Origin of the sequence: Zunongwangia pacifica (genome assembly GCF_023499215.1) — a bacterium.
Taxonomy (GTDB): Bacteria; Bacteroidota; Bacteroidia; order Flavobacteriales; family Flavobacteriaceae; genus Zunongwangia; species Zunongwangia pacifica.
In genome coordinates this window covers 167,217-183,016 of record NZ_JAKHSK010000001.1, presented here as the reverse complement: position 1 = coordinate 183,016, position 15,800 = coordinate 167,217, and the positions used below count along the sequence as shown (strand labels likewise).

Genomic DNA, 15,800 nt, shown 5'->3' with positions numbered 1-15,800 from the left:
TATCCTAAAACTTCCCGTTTTAACAAAAATACAAAGTTGAGGATGGCTTCATGAATATTATTTTAATTAATTTGCGTTAAACGACGCGAGGATTATGGATATTGAAGAATATATATTGAATGATGTTGCTATTCGTCATTTTTCAGACAAGATTGGTGAATTACAGAATGATTTTAACCAACTTACCTATTCTCACTTACCGGTAGAGAACAATGGTATTTATATGGGTTGTATTTCTGAAAATGATATTCGATGTTTTGAAGCTGAAAAATCGATTGAAGATTATCAATATGCACTTGAGGGCTTTTTTGTTCGAAATACCGATTACTGGCTGGACATTTTAGAATCTTTTGCACAAAACAATTCTAATATTTTACCGGTCCTGGATAGTGAAAATGAATATTTAGGCTATGTAGAACTGAATGAAATTATGGGAATTTTTAACGAAACCCCATTTTTAAATGAAGCCGGAAATATTATTGTAGTTGAAAAAGGATTTAAAGATTACTCTTTAAGTGAAATTAGCCAGATCGTAGAATCCAGTAATGTTCACTTGCTTGGCTTGTTTGTTTCTAAGATAGAAAATGATCTTGCGCAAATCACCATAAAAATAAACCCTACCGGAATTAACGAGGTGATACAATCCCTAAGACGTTATGGTTACAATATTATTTCGCAACATCAGGAAGATGCTTTTAATAAAAATCTTCGTGATCGATCTAAATATCTGGACAAATACCTAAACATTTAATTAAGAATATTTTTTTAATTCGGCACTCCTTAATAACTATCGAGCATCGAACTAATAATCTTGATTATCGAATAAATTTTGATATAAATGAAAATAGGCATTTACGGCCAGTTTTATCATGAAAACGCCGGCACTTATATTAACCAGCTTTTAGAACTCCTTAAGGAAGAAAAAGTTGACGTCGTTATTGAGCGTAACTTTTTAGACCTTATTAATAAGAACAAGAGCATTACCGGCGAGTATAGCGATTATGAAACTTTCGATATCCTGGACGCCAGTTACGATCTTTTCTTTACCATTGGTGGCGATGGCACCATCCTAAAATCGATAAATTATATTAAGAATCTTGATATCCCTATTATAGGAATTAACACCGGCCGACTTGGTTTTTTATCTACAATCCAGAAAGAACAAATTGGAGAAACAATTCATACCCTCTTAAAAAAAGATTTTAGTATTTCACCAAGAACTGTATTGCAGATTGAAACAAACCCAAAGTCTGACGATGAAATTTTTGATAATGTAGCCCTTAATGAAATAGCGGTTAGCCGAAAAAATACCACTTCAATGATTACAGTAGATACTTGGTTAAATGACCAGTATCTTACCTCATATTGGGCCGATGGTTTAATTATTGCTACTCCAACAGGATCTACCGGATATTCCCTTAGTTGCGGTGGCCCGGTAATTACCCCAGATGCAGATTCACTTGTTATCACGCCTATTGCTCCGCATAATTTAAACGCCAGACCTTTAATTATTAAAGATGATACTAAAATTACTTTAAAAGTTAGTGGTAGGGAAGATTCTCACTTATTATCTATGGATTCCCGCTTAGCAAGCCTTCAAAATGATACCGAAATCATTATTCAAAAGGCCCCATACACCATCAACCTTGTAGAGCTAAATGAAGACAGCTTTCTTCAAACTTTAAGAAAAAAGCTTTTATGGGGAGAAGATAAACGTAACTAAACAATATTTTTTTTTAAAAACTGTTAATGTAATACTAATGAGCTCAAATTATTGCAGAGCAAACATAATTGTTATATTTGCAAACTTTTAAGAACCTATGCGGTATCTAATAGCTTTTGTTTTTATGTTGATCACTACAGTTAATTTGCAATCTCAAACCTATGAGGTGGGTGCCTTTTTGGGTGGCGCAAATTATATTGGGGATGTAGGAAATTCGTTCTACATTAATCCCAGTGGTCTTGCAGTGGGGGGTATTCTAAAATGGAATAGGAGCCCACGTCACTCCTTTAGGTTCTCAGTGATTATGGGAAAAATAGAAGCAGATGATGCTGATAGCAATGATACTCGCAGAAAACAAAGAGGCTATTCATTTAGTAATACGATTACCGAAGCCTCTTTGGGTTTAGAATTTAATTTTTGGGATTTTGATTTACATAAGGGAACATCGCAAAGTACGCCGTATCTTTACACCGGATTCACCTATTTTAGTGCAGACCATGTAATTTTAGATGGTTCACGCGGGGGGCCATTAGTTAATGAAGGTACTAATTGGGAATTTGCCATCCCTATGGTTGTTGGATACAAAACAACGCTTAGCCAGCATTTGATTGGCGCTATAGAAATTGGTGCCCGCTATACCTTTACCGATAATTTGGACGGAAGTAATCCTGAAGAATTACTGGGTGAACAAGATCCAATACTTACTTTTGGTAATCAAAATACTAAAGATTGGTATGTTTTTACCGGAATCACATTCACCATAACATTTGGCAGAAAACCATGTTACTCGAGCTTTTAGGAAATGAATTTTAAAGAAAATCTCAACTTAACAAAATTACCCTCGCATATTGCCGTTATAATGGACGGCAACGGCCGTTGGGCAAAAAAACAAGGCTTTTTAAGAGCGGTTGGCCATAATGAAGGCGTAAAATCTGTAAGAGATGTTGTAGAAGGTAGTGCCGAGATTGGAATAAAATTTTTAACTCTATACGCTTTTTCCACTGAAAATTGGAATCGCCCAAAACTAGAAGTTGACACCCTAATGAAAATTTTGGTTTCTTCTTTAAAGAAAGAAATCAAAACGCTTCAGGACAACAATATCAAACTAACCGCAATAGGCAATATTGATAATCTGCCTAAAAAAGCAAAAAGGGAACTTTTAGATGTTATCGAAAAAACAAAAGATAACGCTAAAATGACTTTAATTTTGGCATTAAGCTATGGTTCCAGAGAAGAAATCACCTCTGCATTCAAAGCTTTAGCCAATAAAGTTAAAGAAGGAACGTTACAACCAGATGAAATAAATGATTCTTTAATATCTAAAAGTTTATATACCAAAGATATTCCCGATGTCGACTTGATGATTAGAACAAGTGGCGAACAAAGGATCAGCAACTTTTTGCTTTGGCAAATGGCTTATGCCGAGTTGTATTTTACAAATATTTTATGGCCAGACTTTAGAAAAGAAAATCTTTATGAAGCCATTTACAATTATCAAAACAGAGAACGAAGATTTGGAAAAACAAGTGAGCAACTTAGTTAGTGTATTTATGACGAAAAGGATATTAGCATTCGTAATAATTTGTTTTACTTTTAGCATCGCTGCAAATGCGCAGGATCTCCCTATAGGAAACGGTAAAAAATACACTTTAGGCAAAATAAAAGTTACCGGCTCTACAAGATATAACGAAGGCACCGTAATTTCATTTACACGACTTAAAACAGGTGACGAAATTTACATTCCTGGGCAACGGCTAAGTAATGTTATCAAAAAACTTTGGGATCTCGATATGTTTAGTGATATCGAATTTTATATCACCAATGTAAAAGACGGGGTCGCAGATCTTGAGCTAGTGATCACAGATATACCAAAACTTTCTGAAGTTAGGATACAAGGCATTAAAAAGAAAAAAGACAAGGAAGAGCTCATTGACGAAAATAAGCTAAAGATCGGTGTTAATGTTACTGAAAACCTCATTACCAACACCAAAAATTACATCGAAAACAAGTACAAAAAAGATGGGTATTTTAATGCAAAAGTAGCCATAAACACTGTCGAAGTTAAAGATACAACCAATAACAACCTCGTAAATATGGTTGTTAATATCGATACCGGAGATAAGGTAAAAATTAAGGATATCGATATCATTGGTAATGAGCAGATCTCTGATGCCAGGTTAAAAAGAGCCATGAAAGACACCAAGGAAAAGCGATTTTATCGTTTCTGGAAGCGTTCAAAATTTAACAGGGAAGATTACCAAACAGATAAGCAAAACCTTGTAAACAAACTAAAAGAAAATGGGTATAGAGATGCCCGAATTATTTCGGATAGTCTTATTAAAGTCGATAAAAATAACATCGCTTTAAAGATTAAACTTGAAGAGGGTGACAAATACTACATCGGAAATATCGATTTTGTTGGCAACACGGTTTACACCGATGATTTCTTACACCGTGCTTTAGGGATTAAAAAGGGAGATACCTATAACGGCGTTCTTATGAACGAAAGAATTGAAGATCCTAAAGATCCTAATGCAACCAATATTTCCACCATTTATAGAAACAATGGTTATCTATTCTCTAGTTTTAATTTAGTAGAAACGAATGTTTATAAAGATACGATTGATTTCGAATTACGAATCACTGAAGGAAAAGAAGCTTATTTTGACGAAATCCGAGTTGTTGGAAACAACAAAACTAAAGACCACGTAATCTACAGGAACCTGTTAACAAAACCAGGGCAAAAGTATAACCAGCAGGACGTTGTATCTACGGTAAGAGAATTAGGTTCTTTAGGATTCTTTGATGCGGAGCAACTTAGTCCTGAGTTTATTGATCCAGATCCACAAACTGGAACATTATCCTTAGAATACAATGTAGTTGAAGCCGGTGCCAGCCAGATCGAACTACAAGGTGGTTATGGTGGCGGTGGTTTTATAGGTACTTTAGGGCTTTCTTTCAATAACTTCTCACTAGCGGGAATATTCGATAAAGATGCATACAAACCGGTACCTATGGGAGACGGACAAAGCCTTTCTTTAAGAGCACAAGCCAGTACTTATTACCAAACCTATAGCCTTTCTTTTGTAGAGCCATGGCTAGGCGGGAGGAAACCAGTACAACTTTCTACTTCCTTCTCTTACACAAGGCAGTTTTTATATGATTATCGAGCAAGAAAAGCTAATAGAGACCGTAGCTTTGATATTTTAGGGGTTAGTGTAGGATTTGGTAAACGGCTTACCGAACCAGATCCTTATTTACAAATTTCTCATGCTGTAGGTTTCCAACGTTACGATCTTAACAACTATAATACCGGATTATTTACCTACGGTGACGGTTTCTCTAACAACTTTACCTATACCTTAGGTATTACTAGGGATAACACAAGGTATAACCCAATCTTCCCGGTAGGAGGATCTGTTTTTAGCATCACTGCTAAGTTCACCCCTCCTTATTCACTATGGAATGGTGTAGACTATGATGATTTGAAAAACCATAGAGAATATCAGTTAGAAGATGATAATGGAAATCTAATCGATAGAAATGGTAATCGTGTAACTCCAGATAACGCCGTAGGAGATCAATCTAAAATCGATCAGGAAAAATACAAGTGGCTGGAATTTTATAAAGTTAAATTTAAAGGAGACTGGTATACTACTTTAGCTAACTTTGGTGAAAACAAAAATTTAGTATTAAGAACAAACGTTGAATATGGTTTCCTAGGCGCTTATAATCAAGAGCGTGGAATCCCTCCTTTTGAGCGTTTTTATCTGGGAGGTGACGGACTTGGATCGTATAGTCTTGATGGTCGTGAAACCATTAGACTAAGAGGATATCCTAACCAGTCTTTAATTCCTTTAGACAGGACATCTTTAAGTCAGGCATCACAAGACGATGGGGCAACGATCTATAACAAATACTCTTTAGAGCTTCGTTTCCCTATTACTCTTAAACCATCAGCATCGATATATGCATTAACATTCTTAGAAGGTGGTGCTTCTTATGACAACTTTAAAGATTTTAATCCATTCCAGTTAAACCGCTCTGCTGGTGCCGGTCTTCGGATTTTTATGCCTGCTTTTGGACTATTAGGAATCGACTTTGGTTATGGATTTGATCCAATCCCTGGACAATCTGGTGCAAACGGATGGGAAACACATTTCATCATCGGTCAACAATTTTAAAATGGCATGATATTTTCTATATTCGGGCGTATGAAAAAATTAAGTCTAATTATTATAGCAATACTTTTACCGCTGGTAACATTTGCCCAGCGTGGCCTTAATATTGGCTATATTGATATGGACTATATTTTAGAGAACATTCCTGAATATCAGGAAGCTTCAGCCCAACTTGATCGTCGCGTACAAGAATGGAAAAACGAAATTGATTCAAAAAGACGTGAAATTTCTGAAATCCAGACCCAACTTGAAAATGAGCGCGCTTTATTAACCAAAGAACTTTTAGAAGAGCGCGAAGAGGATATCAAGTATTTACAAGATCAGCTCACCGAGTATCAACAAAAAAGATTTGGGCCTGGAGGCGATTTTATTATTCAGAAGAAAAAACTAATTAAACCTATACAGGATCAGGTATTTACCGCAGTCCAGGAAATAGCCGAAAGAAGAAAATTTGATTTTATTTTCGACCGCACTTCAGAAATTGGTATGATTTATGCCAAGTCCAATTACGATATGAGTGATCAGGTTTTAAGAATCATTACCAGAGCAGCCAATCGGGAACAAATCGAAACCCGCAAAGATCGTATAGAATTGGAACAGGCTGAAAACAGAACGGTAGCTCAAGACTCCGTTATTCAGGCTAGAGCTCAGGCTTCTGAAAATGCTAAAACCGAAAGAGAACTTTATATTGAGCAACGCCGTAGAGAACGTGATTCTCTTAGAGCCATTAAAAAAGCTGAATTTGAAGCAAGAAGAGAAAGAATATTAAAAGAGCGTAAAGCGAGGCAGGATAGCATACAAGCTGCCCGAGAAGCATTACAACAAAAGAAGGATACAATCAATTAACAAATAATTACTTTAACACTTAATAATAATTAAAATGAAACAATTAAGAACATTTTTTATAGCCTTAGCATTAACCCTGGGAGCTACGACATTTGTAAATGCTCAGGACTCTAAAGTTGCACACATCGCGACTCAGGAACTTATCGAGTCTATGCCTGCGTATAAAGATGCCATGACCCAACTCGATAAGTTGAGAAATACGTATGATGCTGAAATCAAGGATATGATGAATGAAGCACAAAAGACCCTACAACGTTACGAAGCTGAAGCTGAAACAGTAACTGAAGAAGAGAACCAAAAACGTTCTATGGAGTTACAAAGTGCTGAGCAAAGAATCCGTGAGCGTAGCCAAAAAGCTTCTCAGGATCTTCAGAAAAAACAACAAGATCTTGTAAGACCCATTTTAGAAAAAGCACGTAATGCTATCCAAGATGTAGCAAGAGCTAAAGGATTTGATTATGTTTTAGATTCTACAACTGGTGCTGGTGTAATCATGGCAGACGGGTATGATTTAATGCCAGATGTAAAAACTAAATTAGGTATTTAATAAAGATTTTAAGATATAATTTATAATAAAAACTGCGCAGATATCTGCGCAGTTTTTATTTTTGATCCTATGGGCAAAAACAATATTGGCATATTTGATTCAGGCGTTGGGGGAACTTCTATATGGAGAGAAATCCATGAGCTTTTACCTTTTGAAGATACTATGTATCTGGCCGATAGCAGTAATGCTCCTTATGGTATTAAAACCAAGCAGGAAATTATCGAACTTAGCCGAAAAAACACTCTAAAACTTTTAGAACTTGGCGCTAAAATAATTGTTGTAGCCTGCAACACCGCCACGACAAATGCGATTGAAGAATTAAGAAATGAATTCGACATTCCTATCATTGGCATTGAACCCGCAATAAAACCTGCCGCATTAAAGTCGAAAACAAAAACAATTGGTATTCTTGCCACCAAAGGGACGCTTAGCAGCAGTTTATTCACAAAAACTTCAGATCTATACACCCAGGGATTAAAAGTTATTGAAGTAGAAGGAAACGGACTCGTAGAGCTTATCGAAGCTGGGAAAATATATTCAGAAGAAATGGATAAGTTATTGGATGATCTTCTTGTCCCTTTAAAATCAAACCCTATTGATTATTTGGTTTTAGGCTGTAGCCACTACCCCTATTTAATTCCGAAGTTAAAAGAAAAATTCAGTGTCGATTTAAGTATTATCGACTCTGGTGAAGCCGTAGCCCGACAGACCAAGGCTATTTTGGAAAAAGAAAAAATATTACATACCGATTTTAAGCAAAAAGGAACCTGTATTTTTTATACTAACCACGATCCAAAAGTACTTCAAAACCTCGTTAACGATAACAATGAAAGCTTTAGGGTGACACACCTTGACTTTTAATTAATCGCCGGGCAATGACAATCGTATCGCTGCCTGCTTTCCCCAAAATTATATCCCAAAGTAATCTGATGGAAACCATTATTACTTAACACCATAGTATTCATCTGGTAACTAAAGGTATAACCAAAAACAAATCGTTTATATTCCAAACCTAAAAAAGGGGTGATATATCGTAAATTTTGTCGTTGTATTTCTTCCCCGGTTCTGGTATACTCTGCTCCATCAAAAGCTTGCCGATAAGACATTCCCACCCATCCCTGGCCAAAATCGAAATCTTTATAGGCTTTTATATTTGCATCTATGGTGGCTTGAGAATTTAGTTCTCTAAGCTGAAATAAAAACGAAGGTTCCAATCCCCAATCATTGCGATAAAAATCGAAAACATATCCGGCTGAAGCCAGATATTTTCTTTGATTATTCGGCACCGCATCAGAGTAAAATAAATCCCTATCTACCGTAATAATATTCTTTACCGCAACATGCGCATAAAAATCCATATAATAATACGACATTCCTACATCCATATTTCCAAAAATATCTGTCGCAGTAGCACTATTTCCAATAATAGGATCATAAACCGTAAATGCAGATTGATCCAGCCGGTGCTGAATAATCCCTCCACTAATCCCAAAAGATAACTGATTAAGGTTCACATTATCCCTGGAAAACATAAGATGATAAGCAAAAGTAGCATAGGCTCCTAACTTAGAAAAATAACCATTTTCATCTCTAAAGAAGATACTTCCCAAACCTATCTTATCACCCAATCTTCCATTAACACTTAAAGTTTGTAAGTTGGGGGCGTTATCTACGTCAAACCACTGCTGCCTAGCGGTAAGCCGAATTTGATTATAATTTGAAGCACCTGCCATCGATGGATATAATAAGTATAGATTATCTGTAAGGTAATCTGAATATGTTGGAATAACTTCTTGTGCATACGTCTTTTTACCCGAAAATGTAAAAAGGAAACCAAAAATCAACAAACTCAAGATTCGTCCATACCGCTGGAAGCACATAAAACCGAAGTAAAATTTTATCAAACTATAGATGCTATTAAATATAAGTCGCGTAAATATATACATAAGCTGACTTTTGTTTAGTATTTTTGCAGAAAATTTCAAGAAATGGAGAATTATACTATTAATATACAACACACTACACAACCGGCAATTGTAAAATTTGAAGCCAATAAATTCTTAACCAAACACGAGAATTTTGAGTTCAAAAACATCGATGAAGCTACGAAGTCCCCAATTGCCCAACAACTTTTTTATCTTCCATTTGTAAAGACAGTTTACATTTCTCAAAATTTTATCGCTATTGAAAAATATGATATTGTAGCATGGCCTGAAGTTGAAAATGAGGTAGCCGAGCAAATACAAAATTACCTGAATAAAGGCGGTGTAGTTATTAAAACTGACGAGCAGCAAAAAAATATTCCTGTCACCGTTTACGCCGAAAGCACACCAAACCCTAAGGTGATGAAGTTTGTAGCCAATAGAAAACTGGTACTTCATGCGGCTGAATTCAAAAATATTGACGATGCGGCTGAATCTCCATTAGCTCAAAAACTATTTCATTTTCCTTTTGTAAAAGAAGTTTTTATTGATGAGAATTATGTTAGTATCAATAAATACGACGTGGCTTCCTGGGACGAGATCACCATGGAATTACGTGAATTCATTCGCAATTTTATTCAGGAAGGAAATTCAGTTTTAAATAACGATGCGATTACCGGCACAACAGGAGAAGAAAATGAATCTAAAACTTCTAAAAGCGCACCCAAACCACAAATTAATATTGATGAGCTGGACGACACTTCCCAACAGGTTGTCGCTATCTTAGAAGAATATATTAAGCCGGCAGTAGCCAGTGATGGAGGTAATATTTTATTTGATTCCTATAACGAAAAAAGCAGAACTGTAAAAGTGATCCTACAGGGAGCCTGTAGCGGCTGCCCGTCCTCGACCATGACGTTAAAAAGCGGAATTGAAACGATGCTTCGAGATATGCTAAAAGGAAAAGTAGATTATGTAGAAGCCGTTAATGGATAATTAACACTGAATATATTAATAGAAAATTAAAAAAATCCGCTTGATTAAAGCGGATTTTTAATTTCTTATTTTTTTAAAGCCCCTCTTAAAAAGTACTTTTTGCTTCCCTGTAAAACTCCTGGAATAAATGAAGCAAACTCATTGTTGAGGTAATTAAATCCCTTGTTTCTAAAAGTAATCCAAAATAAAGTTTAGTATTACGCGGACTCGTTTCTGAAGTCCGAATACGATTAATTTGCTTCTGAATTAGATCTGACACGTAATCCAACAATTCCTGCTTATCTTTTAAGATCTGGTCTATTTTCGCAAATTCATGGTTATTAAATGCATACTCGATATCATCGAAAAGTACCTGCATTCTTTCATCTACCTTTTTTAAATCCCGAATTTGATTAAACTTAAGGTTCTTATGATTGTTATGTACGTGATTATAGCTATTACGTGTAATAAATGCTATAGACTGCGTCATATCCTGAAGATAATCGAGAATCAAAATATAAAACTTACTAGCTTCAACCGAATCATCATCCAGCGATTTAATAAAATAGAAGATATTCCCTTTAAGTTCATCAACCTCTTCTTCAAGCTTACCTATCGCTTTGTTATTTTTCTTAAGCTTTCCTAGATCATGATAACCAAGATTATCTACTGTTTTGGTATACATTCGGTTAATCCCATGGATCACACTAGAAATATTTTCTGAAGTTTCTGTAGTAATCTCGTTAATCGTAATAATATCTGTACGATTGTAACGTTTGTTTTTCTTTTCTTCTTTCGATTTTTTACTATGCAGAATACCACTTCTTACCACCAAAACAACAGCTACAATAATAAGTACTGCTAAAGCAATAGTCCCACCGTAGTAAATGATACAGGCAAAAATTGCCGATGCCGTAAAAGCCACCAAAGCCGTAACAAACCACCCGCCAATCACGTTTAACACTCCTGCCACACGATACACCGCACTTTCACGATCCCAGGCTCTATCTGCCAAAGAAGACCCCATCGCCACCATAAAAGTAACATACGTAGTCGATAACGGTAATTTAAGGTTAGTACCAATAGATATTAAAATACTGGCCACAACAAGGTTTACAGAAGCCCTAACCATGTCGAAAGCAGGAGCATCTAACCTCTTGCTACGAGAATGATTCTCTGGCTTTTCAAACTTCTTATCAATCTTATTCTTTATCGCTTTTGGCACTACTGTAGACACTGCGCCACTCAACATCACCGAATAACGCACAATGCTTCTGGAAAGCCAATTGGGTTCAAAACGCTCTACACCGTCACCCTGTCTTGCCAGATTAACCCCGGTTTCTACCACAGATTTTGCTTTACTGCTAAACCAAAGCGTCACCACCATTACACCTCCCGCAATAATTAACAGGAATTCTGGAGTAGGCACACTTCCGCTTAATCCGCTCATTAATAATTCTGAAGGCAAAACTCCGGATGATTGATAGGCTGCTTCCCACAAATTGAACGATTGCCAGGCTGCAATAGGCACCCCAATAAAGTTCACCAAGTCGTTCCCCGCAAAAGCTAACGCCAAAGCAAAGGTTCCTATAACGATAATTACCCTTAATATATTTAGCTTAAAAAGACTCATTAATACCTGGCTTATGATAGAGAACAGCACAAAACCAATTAAAATGATAATCAGGGTATTTTCGTTGATGTAATTAAGCGTATCTTCAGAAAGGTAAGGCACACTTTTAAGTCCTTTTATAAGGATAAAATAAAGAATTGCGGTTAAGGAAGCTCCTCCAAAAACACTTCCCACATATTTCATTTTCCTTTCAAACTGAAAAGAAAAAATTAGCCGGGAAATATACTGTACCACCAATCCCACAATAAAGGCGATGACGACCGCCGTTAAAATACCAATAATAATTTCTGTCGCTTTACTGGTATTAATGTAGCTCCCCAAAAGACTGATGTCGTTTCCTTCTTTATAGATCTTAATTACGGCAATACTTACAGCCGCCCCCAGTAATTCAAATACAATCGAGACGGTAGTTGAAGTAGGTAAACCAATAGAATTGAAGAAATCGAGCAGTAAGACATCTGTGATCATTACCGCCATAAAAATGATCATAATCTCTTCAAAATAGAATTGCTGCGGAAGAAAAATTCCTTTTCGGGCCACTTCCATCAAGCCACTGGAAAAAATCGCTCCAATAGCCACACCAACACTTGCTACAATTAAGATGGTTCGCATGGAAACCGCCTTAGACCCTATAGCCGAATTTAAAAAATTGATGGCATCATTACTTACCCCTACCACCAAATCTGTAATCGCAAGCGCTAAAAGGGCTACAAGCATTACAATGTAAACATCTTCCATAAATCCAATATTTTCAACCAGCAAAAGTCTATCTTTTTTTTGAAATTCAAAGCGGTCTAAGGTTATGAAAACTTTAAGTTATTTAAAGCCTAAATCCCTGTCTTCATGCTGATTTTGAGCAACAAATATACTAATCTTAAGTTTGCACAACCGTTTATCAGATAAAGTAATCGACATATCATTGTTTCAAAACTTTTAAATTTGACTAACTTTTATTAAAATGAAGTTATGAGCAATCCAAAATTCACCAACGATCTTATTTACGAAAGCAGCCCTTATCTTTTACAGCATGCTCATAATCCGGTAGACTGGAAAGCATGGCATAAAAATGTTTTAGAAGAAGCCAAGACTACCAACAAATTATTAATAATTAGTGTGGGATACTCGGCATGTCACTGGTGCCATGTAATGGAGCACGAAAGTTTTGAAGATCCAGAAGTGGCCGATATTATGAATGCTCATTATATTTCTATAAAAGTAGATCGGGAAGAACGTCCCGATATCGACCAGGTGTACATGCAAGCCGTACAAATAATGACCGGCAGCGGCGGATGGCCTATGAATATTGTCGCGCTACCCGACGGTCGCCCAGTTTGGGGTGGCACCTATTTTAAAAAGGAACAATGGAAAAGTGCTTTATTGCAAATTCAACAGCTCTACAAAAAAGATCCCGCACAGCTTACCAATTACGCCAATAGGCTGGGGGAAGGTTTGCTACAACTCAATCTTATTGATAATAATGAAAACACCCATGAATTTTCACAAAAACGAATAACCGAGTTCGTGGCAAACTGGAAACCATATTTAGACACCTCACTGGGTGGCTCCAAAAATGCCCAAAAATTTATGATGCCAAGCAATTTAGATTTTCTGTTACGCTATGGCTATCAATTTGGCGATCGTCAATTACAGGATTATGTGCTGCATAGTTTAGATAAAATATCTTTTGGTGGTACTTTTGATCATATTGGCGGTGGTTTTGCCAGATATTCTGTAGATGATCGCTGGCACGTGCCGCATTTTGAGAAAATGCTTTACGACAACGCGCAACTTTTAAGTTTGTACAGTAAAGCCTACAAGCTTACCCAAAATAGCTGGTATAAAGAAATTATTGAAAAAACAGCTAATTTCATCAAAACTGAACTTACCGATAGTACCGGCGCTTTTTATTCAGCTTTGGATGCCGATTCTGAGAACGAAAAAGGAATTCAGGAAGAAGGAGCTTTCTACACCTGGAAAAAAGAAGAACTTCAAGAACTATTAACCTCAGAATTCGATCATTTTTCAGCCTATTTTAATATTAATGCTAAAGGCTATTGGGAAAATGAAAATTATATTCTTTATAAAACCGAAAGAGATGATCTTTTTGCTGAAAAGCATAACATCCCTACAGAAGCATTTCAACAGAAAAAATTGAAATGGATAGAAATTCTTGCTGAAGCGAGGAAAACAAGAAAAAAGCCAGGTTTGGATGATAAAACGCTCACCTCCTGGAATGCGTTAACCATTACCGGTTTCGCTGAAGCTTATGCCGCCACAGGAAACACAAATTATCTTGCTACCGCGCTAAAAAATGCTGAATTTATTATCGAAAATCAGCTAAAATCAGACCATAGTCTTTTTCATTCCTATAAAAACAAACAAAGTAAAATTAACGGCTATCTTGAAGATTATGCCTTTACCATAGAAGCTTTTCTAAAATTACACGAGGTCACTTTCGATAAAAAATGGATTGATTTTTCTACCCATCTTACAGCGTATTGTTTTGAATATTTCTATAATGAGAAAAATTCGCTATTTCACTTCACTTCAAAAAAAGATGATGCATTAATTAGTAATCCGGTTGAGTTTACCGATAATGTGATCCCCGCTTCCAACTCGGTCATGGCCAATAACTTATTCAGATTGGGCAGTTTAACAGGAAAATCTAAATTTTTAGAGACTTCAGATAAAATGCTTCAAGTCATTTCAGATAAAATTGACTCCTATCCTATGGGGTATTCCAACTGGCTTCATTTATACTTAAACTTTAGTAATCCTTTTTATGAATTGGCGGTTCTTGGAGAAAAAGCAGCGGAAAAACAAAAAGAACTTCAGAAAAAATACCTTCCAAATCTTATCATTTCGGGAAGTAATACCAAAAGTGACCTAGCCCTTCTTAAAGATCGCTTTGTGAAAGGAAAAACATTATATTATTTATGCGAAAAGGGAAAATGCCAGCTCCCAGAGCAAATTTTAACGCCTGTTTTAAATAATATAAAGGTGGTTTAACAAAACTTAAACGAGAATTACTCGCATTTGCCCTAAAAAATTGTTCTCTTTGCATAAAACTACTATATAACTATGGGAAAACTAAGTGACTGGGGCGAAATCGCCAAAGAATACGCCGACAAATTTATCTCTTACCTACCAACACTTCTTGGTGCCATCGCATTATTGATTGTGGGACTCTGGGTAATAAAAATTATTAAAAAATACGTTCAGAAACTTTTCGATAAAAAAGATTTTGATCCTACGCTAGAAAAATTCACTGTTAATCTTTTAAGCTGGGGACTTAAAATTCTGCTATTTGTTTTAGTTATCACGCAACTAGGTGTAGAAAGCGCATCGCTGGTTGCTGCGATTGGTGCTGCAGGTTTGGCAATTGGCCTTGCCTTACAGGGATCTCTTTCTAACTTTGCTGGTGGTGTTTTAATCATCATATTAAAACCTTTTAAGGTTGGAGACTGGATAGAGGCTCAAGGGGTTTCTGGTAGTGTTGTAGAAGTTACTTTATTTTACACTAAAATAGACACTTTTGGAAACCAACGTGCCGTTATTCCTAATGGACAGCTAAGTAACGATAATATCACCAATTATAGTTATAATGATACCCGAAGGGAAAACATGACATTTGGTATTTCTTACGATGATGATATCAAGAAAGCGAAAGAAGTGTTGATGAACCTGGTAAAAGAACAGGAAGGTATTGAGGCAGAACCAGCACCACAGGTACTTGTTGGTGAATTAGGCGATAATTCAGTAAACTTTTACGTAAGATATTTTGCTAAAAACAGCGTTTTCTGGGATATTCACTGGCATATGTTGGAAGAAGGGAAAATAAGATTAGAAGAAGCCGGTATGACAATTCCTTACCCACAACGTGATGTTTATCTTTATGATCAAACAAAAATGAGCGGGACAGTTTTAAAAGCTTCTGAAAAAAGCAGCACAGATAAATCGGAATAAAAAAAGA

The 15,800-nt window shown here is 36.1% G+C and carries 13 protein-coding genes; 11 read left to right on the top strand and 2 right to left on the bottom strand.

Annotated elements, in window-relative coordinates; translation table 11 throughout:
* Positions 1 to 94 precede the first annotated feature (94 nt).
* From L1967_RS00835 to murI, 8 genes are all read left to right on the top strand, one after another.
* Complete coding sequence (locus tag L1967_RS00835) at positions 95 to 751, top strand: CBS domain-containing protein (RefSeq protein ID WP_249599819.1); 657 nt, start codon at positions 95 to 97, stop codon at positions 749 to 751.
* A gap of 87 nt (positions 752 to 838) precedes the next feature.
* Positions 839 to 1,723 (top strand): NAD kinase, encoded by an 885-nt coding sequence (locus tag L1967_RS00830; protein ID WP_249599818.1) that lies wholly within the window; start codon positions 839 to 841, stop codon positions 1,721 to 1,723.
* A gap of 97 nt (positions 1,724 to 1,820) precedes the next feature.
* Entirely contained in the window at positions 1,821 to 2,522 is a 702-nt protein-coding gene (gene porG / locus L1967_RS00825; protein WP_249599817.1) for a type IX secretion system protein PorG, read from the top strand.
* Positions 2,523 to 2,525: 3 nt separating this feature from the next.
* Positions 2,526 to 3,266 (top strand): isoprenyl transferase, encoded by a 741-nt coding sequence (locus tag L1967_RS00820; protein WP_249599816.1) that lies wholly within the window; start codon positions 2,526 to 2,528, stop codon positions 3,264 to 3,266.
* Positions 3,199 to 5,907 (top strand): outer membrane protein assembly factor BamA, encoded by a 2,709-nt coding sequence (gene bamA / locus L1967_RS00815; protein ID WP_249599815.1) that lies wholly within the window; start codon positions 3,199 to 3,201, stop codon positions 5,905 to 5,907. Before L1967_RS00820 ends, bamA begins: the two co-directional genes overlap by 68 nt.
* A gap of 30 nt (positions 5,908 to 5,937) precedes the next feature.
* Positions 5,938 to 6,750: an OmpH/Skp family outer membrane protein gene (locus tag L1967_RS00810; protein ID WP_249599814.1), complete on the top strand. Its 813-nt coding sequence runs from the start codon at positions 5,938 to 5,940 to the stop codon at positions 6,748 to 6,750.
* 34 nt (positions 6,751 to 6,784) lie between these two features.
* Positions 6,785 to 7,297: an OmpH/Skp family outer membrane protein gene (locus L1967_RS00805; protein ID WP_249599813.1), complete on the top strand. Its 513-nt coding sequence runs from the start codon at positions 6,785 to 6,787 to the stop codon at positions 7,295 to 7,297.
* A 69-nt stretch (positions 7,298 to 7,366) separates the two neighbouring features.
* Positions 7,367 to 8,158: a glutamate racemase gene (gene murI, locus L1967_RS00800; protein WP_249599812.1), complete on the top strand. Its 792-nt coding sequence runs from the start codon at positions 7,367 to 7,369 to the stop codon at positions 8,156 to 8,158.
* Here murI and L1967_RS00795 read toward each other — a convergent pair.
* Complete coding sequence (locus L1967_RS00795) at positions 8,155 to 9,150, bottom strand: PorP/SprF family type IX secretion system membrane protein (protein WP_249599811.1); 996 nt, start codon at positions 9,148 to 9,150, stop codon at positions 8,155 to 8,157. The two genes, murI and L1967_RS00795, sit on opposite strands and share 4 nt — an antisense overlap.
* A 135-nt stretch (positions 9,151 to 9,285) precedes the next feature.
* Here L1967_RS00795 and L1967_RS00790 point away from each other — a divergent pair, with 135 nt between their 5' ends.
* On the top strand, positions 9,286 to 10,215 hold the full coding sequence (locus L1967_RS00790) for a NifU family protein (protein WP_249599810.1): 930 nt from the start codon (positions 9,286 to 9,288) through the stop codon (positions 10,213 to 10,215).
* A gap of 85 nt (positions 10,216 to 10,300) precedes the next feature.
* Here L1967_RS00790 and L1967_RS00785 read toward each other — a convergent pair whose 3' ends face one another.
* Positions 10,301 to 12,565, bottom strand: a complete 2,265-nt coding sequence (locus tag L1967_RS00785; protein ID WP_249599809.1) for an inorganic phosphate transporter — start codon at positions 12,563 to 12,565, stop codon at positions 10,301 to 10,303.
* A gap of 228 nt (positions 12,566 to 12,793) precedes the next feature.
* Here L1967_RS00785 and L1967_RS00780 point away from each other — a divergent pair, with 228 nt between their 5' ends.
* Together L1967_RS00780 and L1967_RS00775 are read left to right on the top strand one after the other, a co-directional pair.
* On the top strand, positions 12,794 to 14,836 hold the full coding sequence (locus L1967_RS00780; protein ID WP_249599808.1) for a thioredoxin domain-containing protein: 2,043 nt from the start codon (positions 12,794 to 12,796) through the stop codon (positions 14,834 to 14,836).
* A gap of 72 nt (positions 14,837 to 14,908) precedes the next feature.
* Positions 14,909 to 15,793 carry a mechanosensitive ion channel family protein gene (locus tag L1967_RS00775; RefSeq protein WP_249599807.1) on the top strand — a complete coding sequence of 295 codons (885 nt, stop codon included), beginning with the start codon at positions 14,909 to 14,911 and terminating at the stop codon, positions 15,791 to 15,793.
* Positions 15,794 to 15,800: the final 7 nt, after the last annotated feature.

Bases quoted from the DNA above. Each gene is read 5' to 3' on its own strand.
- murI (WP_249599812.1), top strand. From the start codon at position 7,367: ATGGGCAAAAACAATATTGGCATATTTGATTCAGGCGTTGGGGGAACT.
- L1967_RS00805 (WP_249599813.1), top strand. From the start codon at position 6,785: ATGAAACAATTAAGAACATTTTTTATAGCCTTAGCATTAACCCTGGGA.
- porG (WP_249599817.1), top strand. From the start codon at position 1,821: ATGCGGTATCTAATAGCTTTTGTTTTTATGTTGATCACTACAGTTAAT.
- L1967_RS00810 (WP_249599814.1), top strand. From the start codon at position 5,938: ATGAAAAAATTAAGTCTAATTATTATAGCAATACTTTTACCGCTGGTA.
- bamA (WP_249599815.1), top strand. From the start codon at position 3,199: ATGAAGCCATTTACAATTATCAAAACAGAGAACGAAGATTTGGAAAAA.
- L1967_RS00785 (WP_249599809.1), bottom strand. From the start codon at position 12,565: ATGGAAGATGTTTACATTGTAATGCTTGTAGCCCTTTTAGCGCTTGCG.
- L1967_RS00835 (WP_249599819.1), top strand. From the start codon at position 95: ATGGATATTGAAGAATATATATTGAATGATGTTGCTATTCGTCATTTT.
- L1967_RS00830 (WP_249599818.1), top strand. From the start codon at position 839: ATGAAAATAGGCATTTACGGCCAGTTTTATCATGAAAACGCCGGCACT.
- L1967_RS00775 (WP_249599807.1), top strand. From the start codon at position 14,909: ATGGGAAAACTAAGTGACTGGGGCGAAATCGCCAAAGAATACGCCGAC.
- L1967_RS00790 (WP_249599810.1), top strand. From the start codon at position 9,286: ATGGAGAATTATACTATTAATATACAACACACTACACAACCGGCAATT.
- L1967_RS00780 (WP_249599808.1), top strand. From the start codon at position 12,794: ATGAGCAATCCAAAATTCACCAACGATCTTATTTACGAAAGCAGCCCT.
- L1967_RS00820 (WP_249599816.1), top strand. From the start codon at position 2,526: ATGAATTTTAAAGAAAATCTCAACTTAACAAAATTACCCTCGCATATT.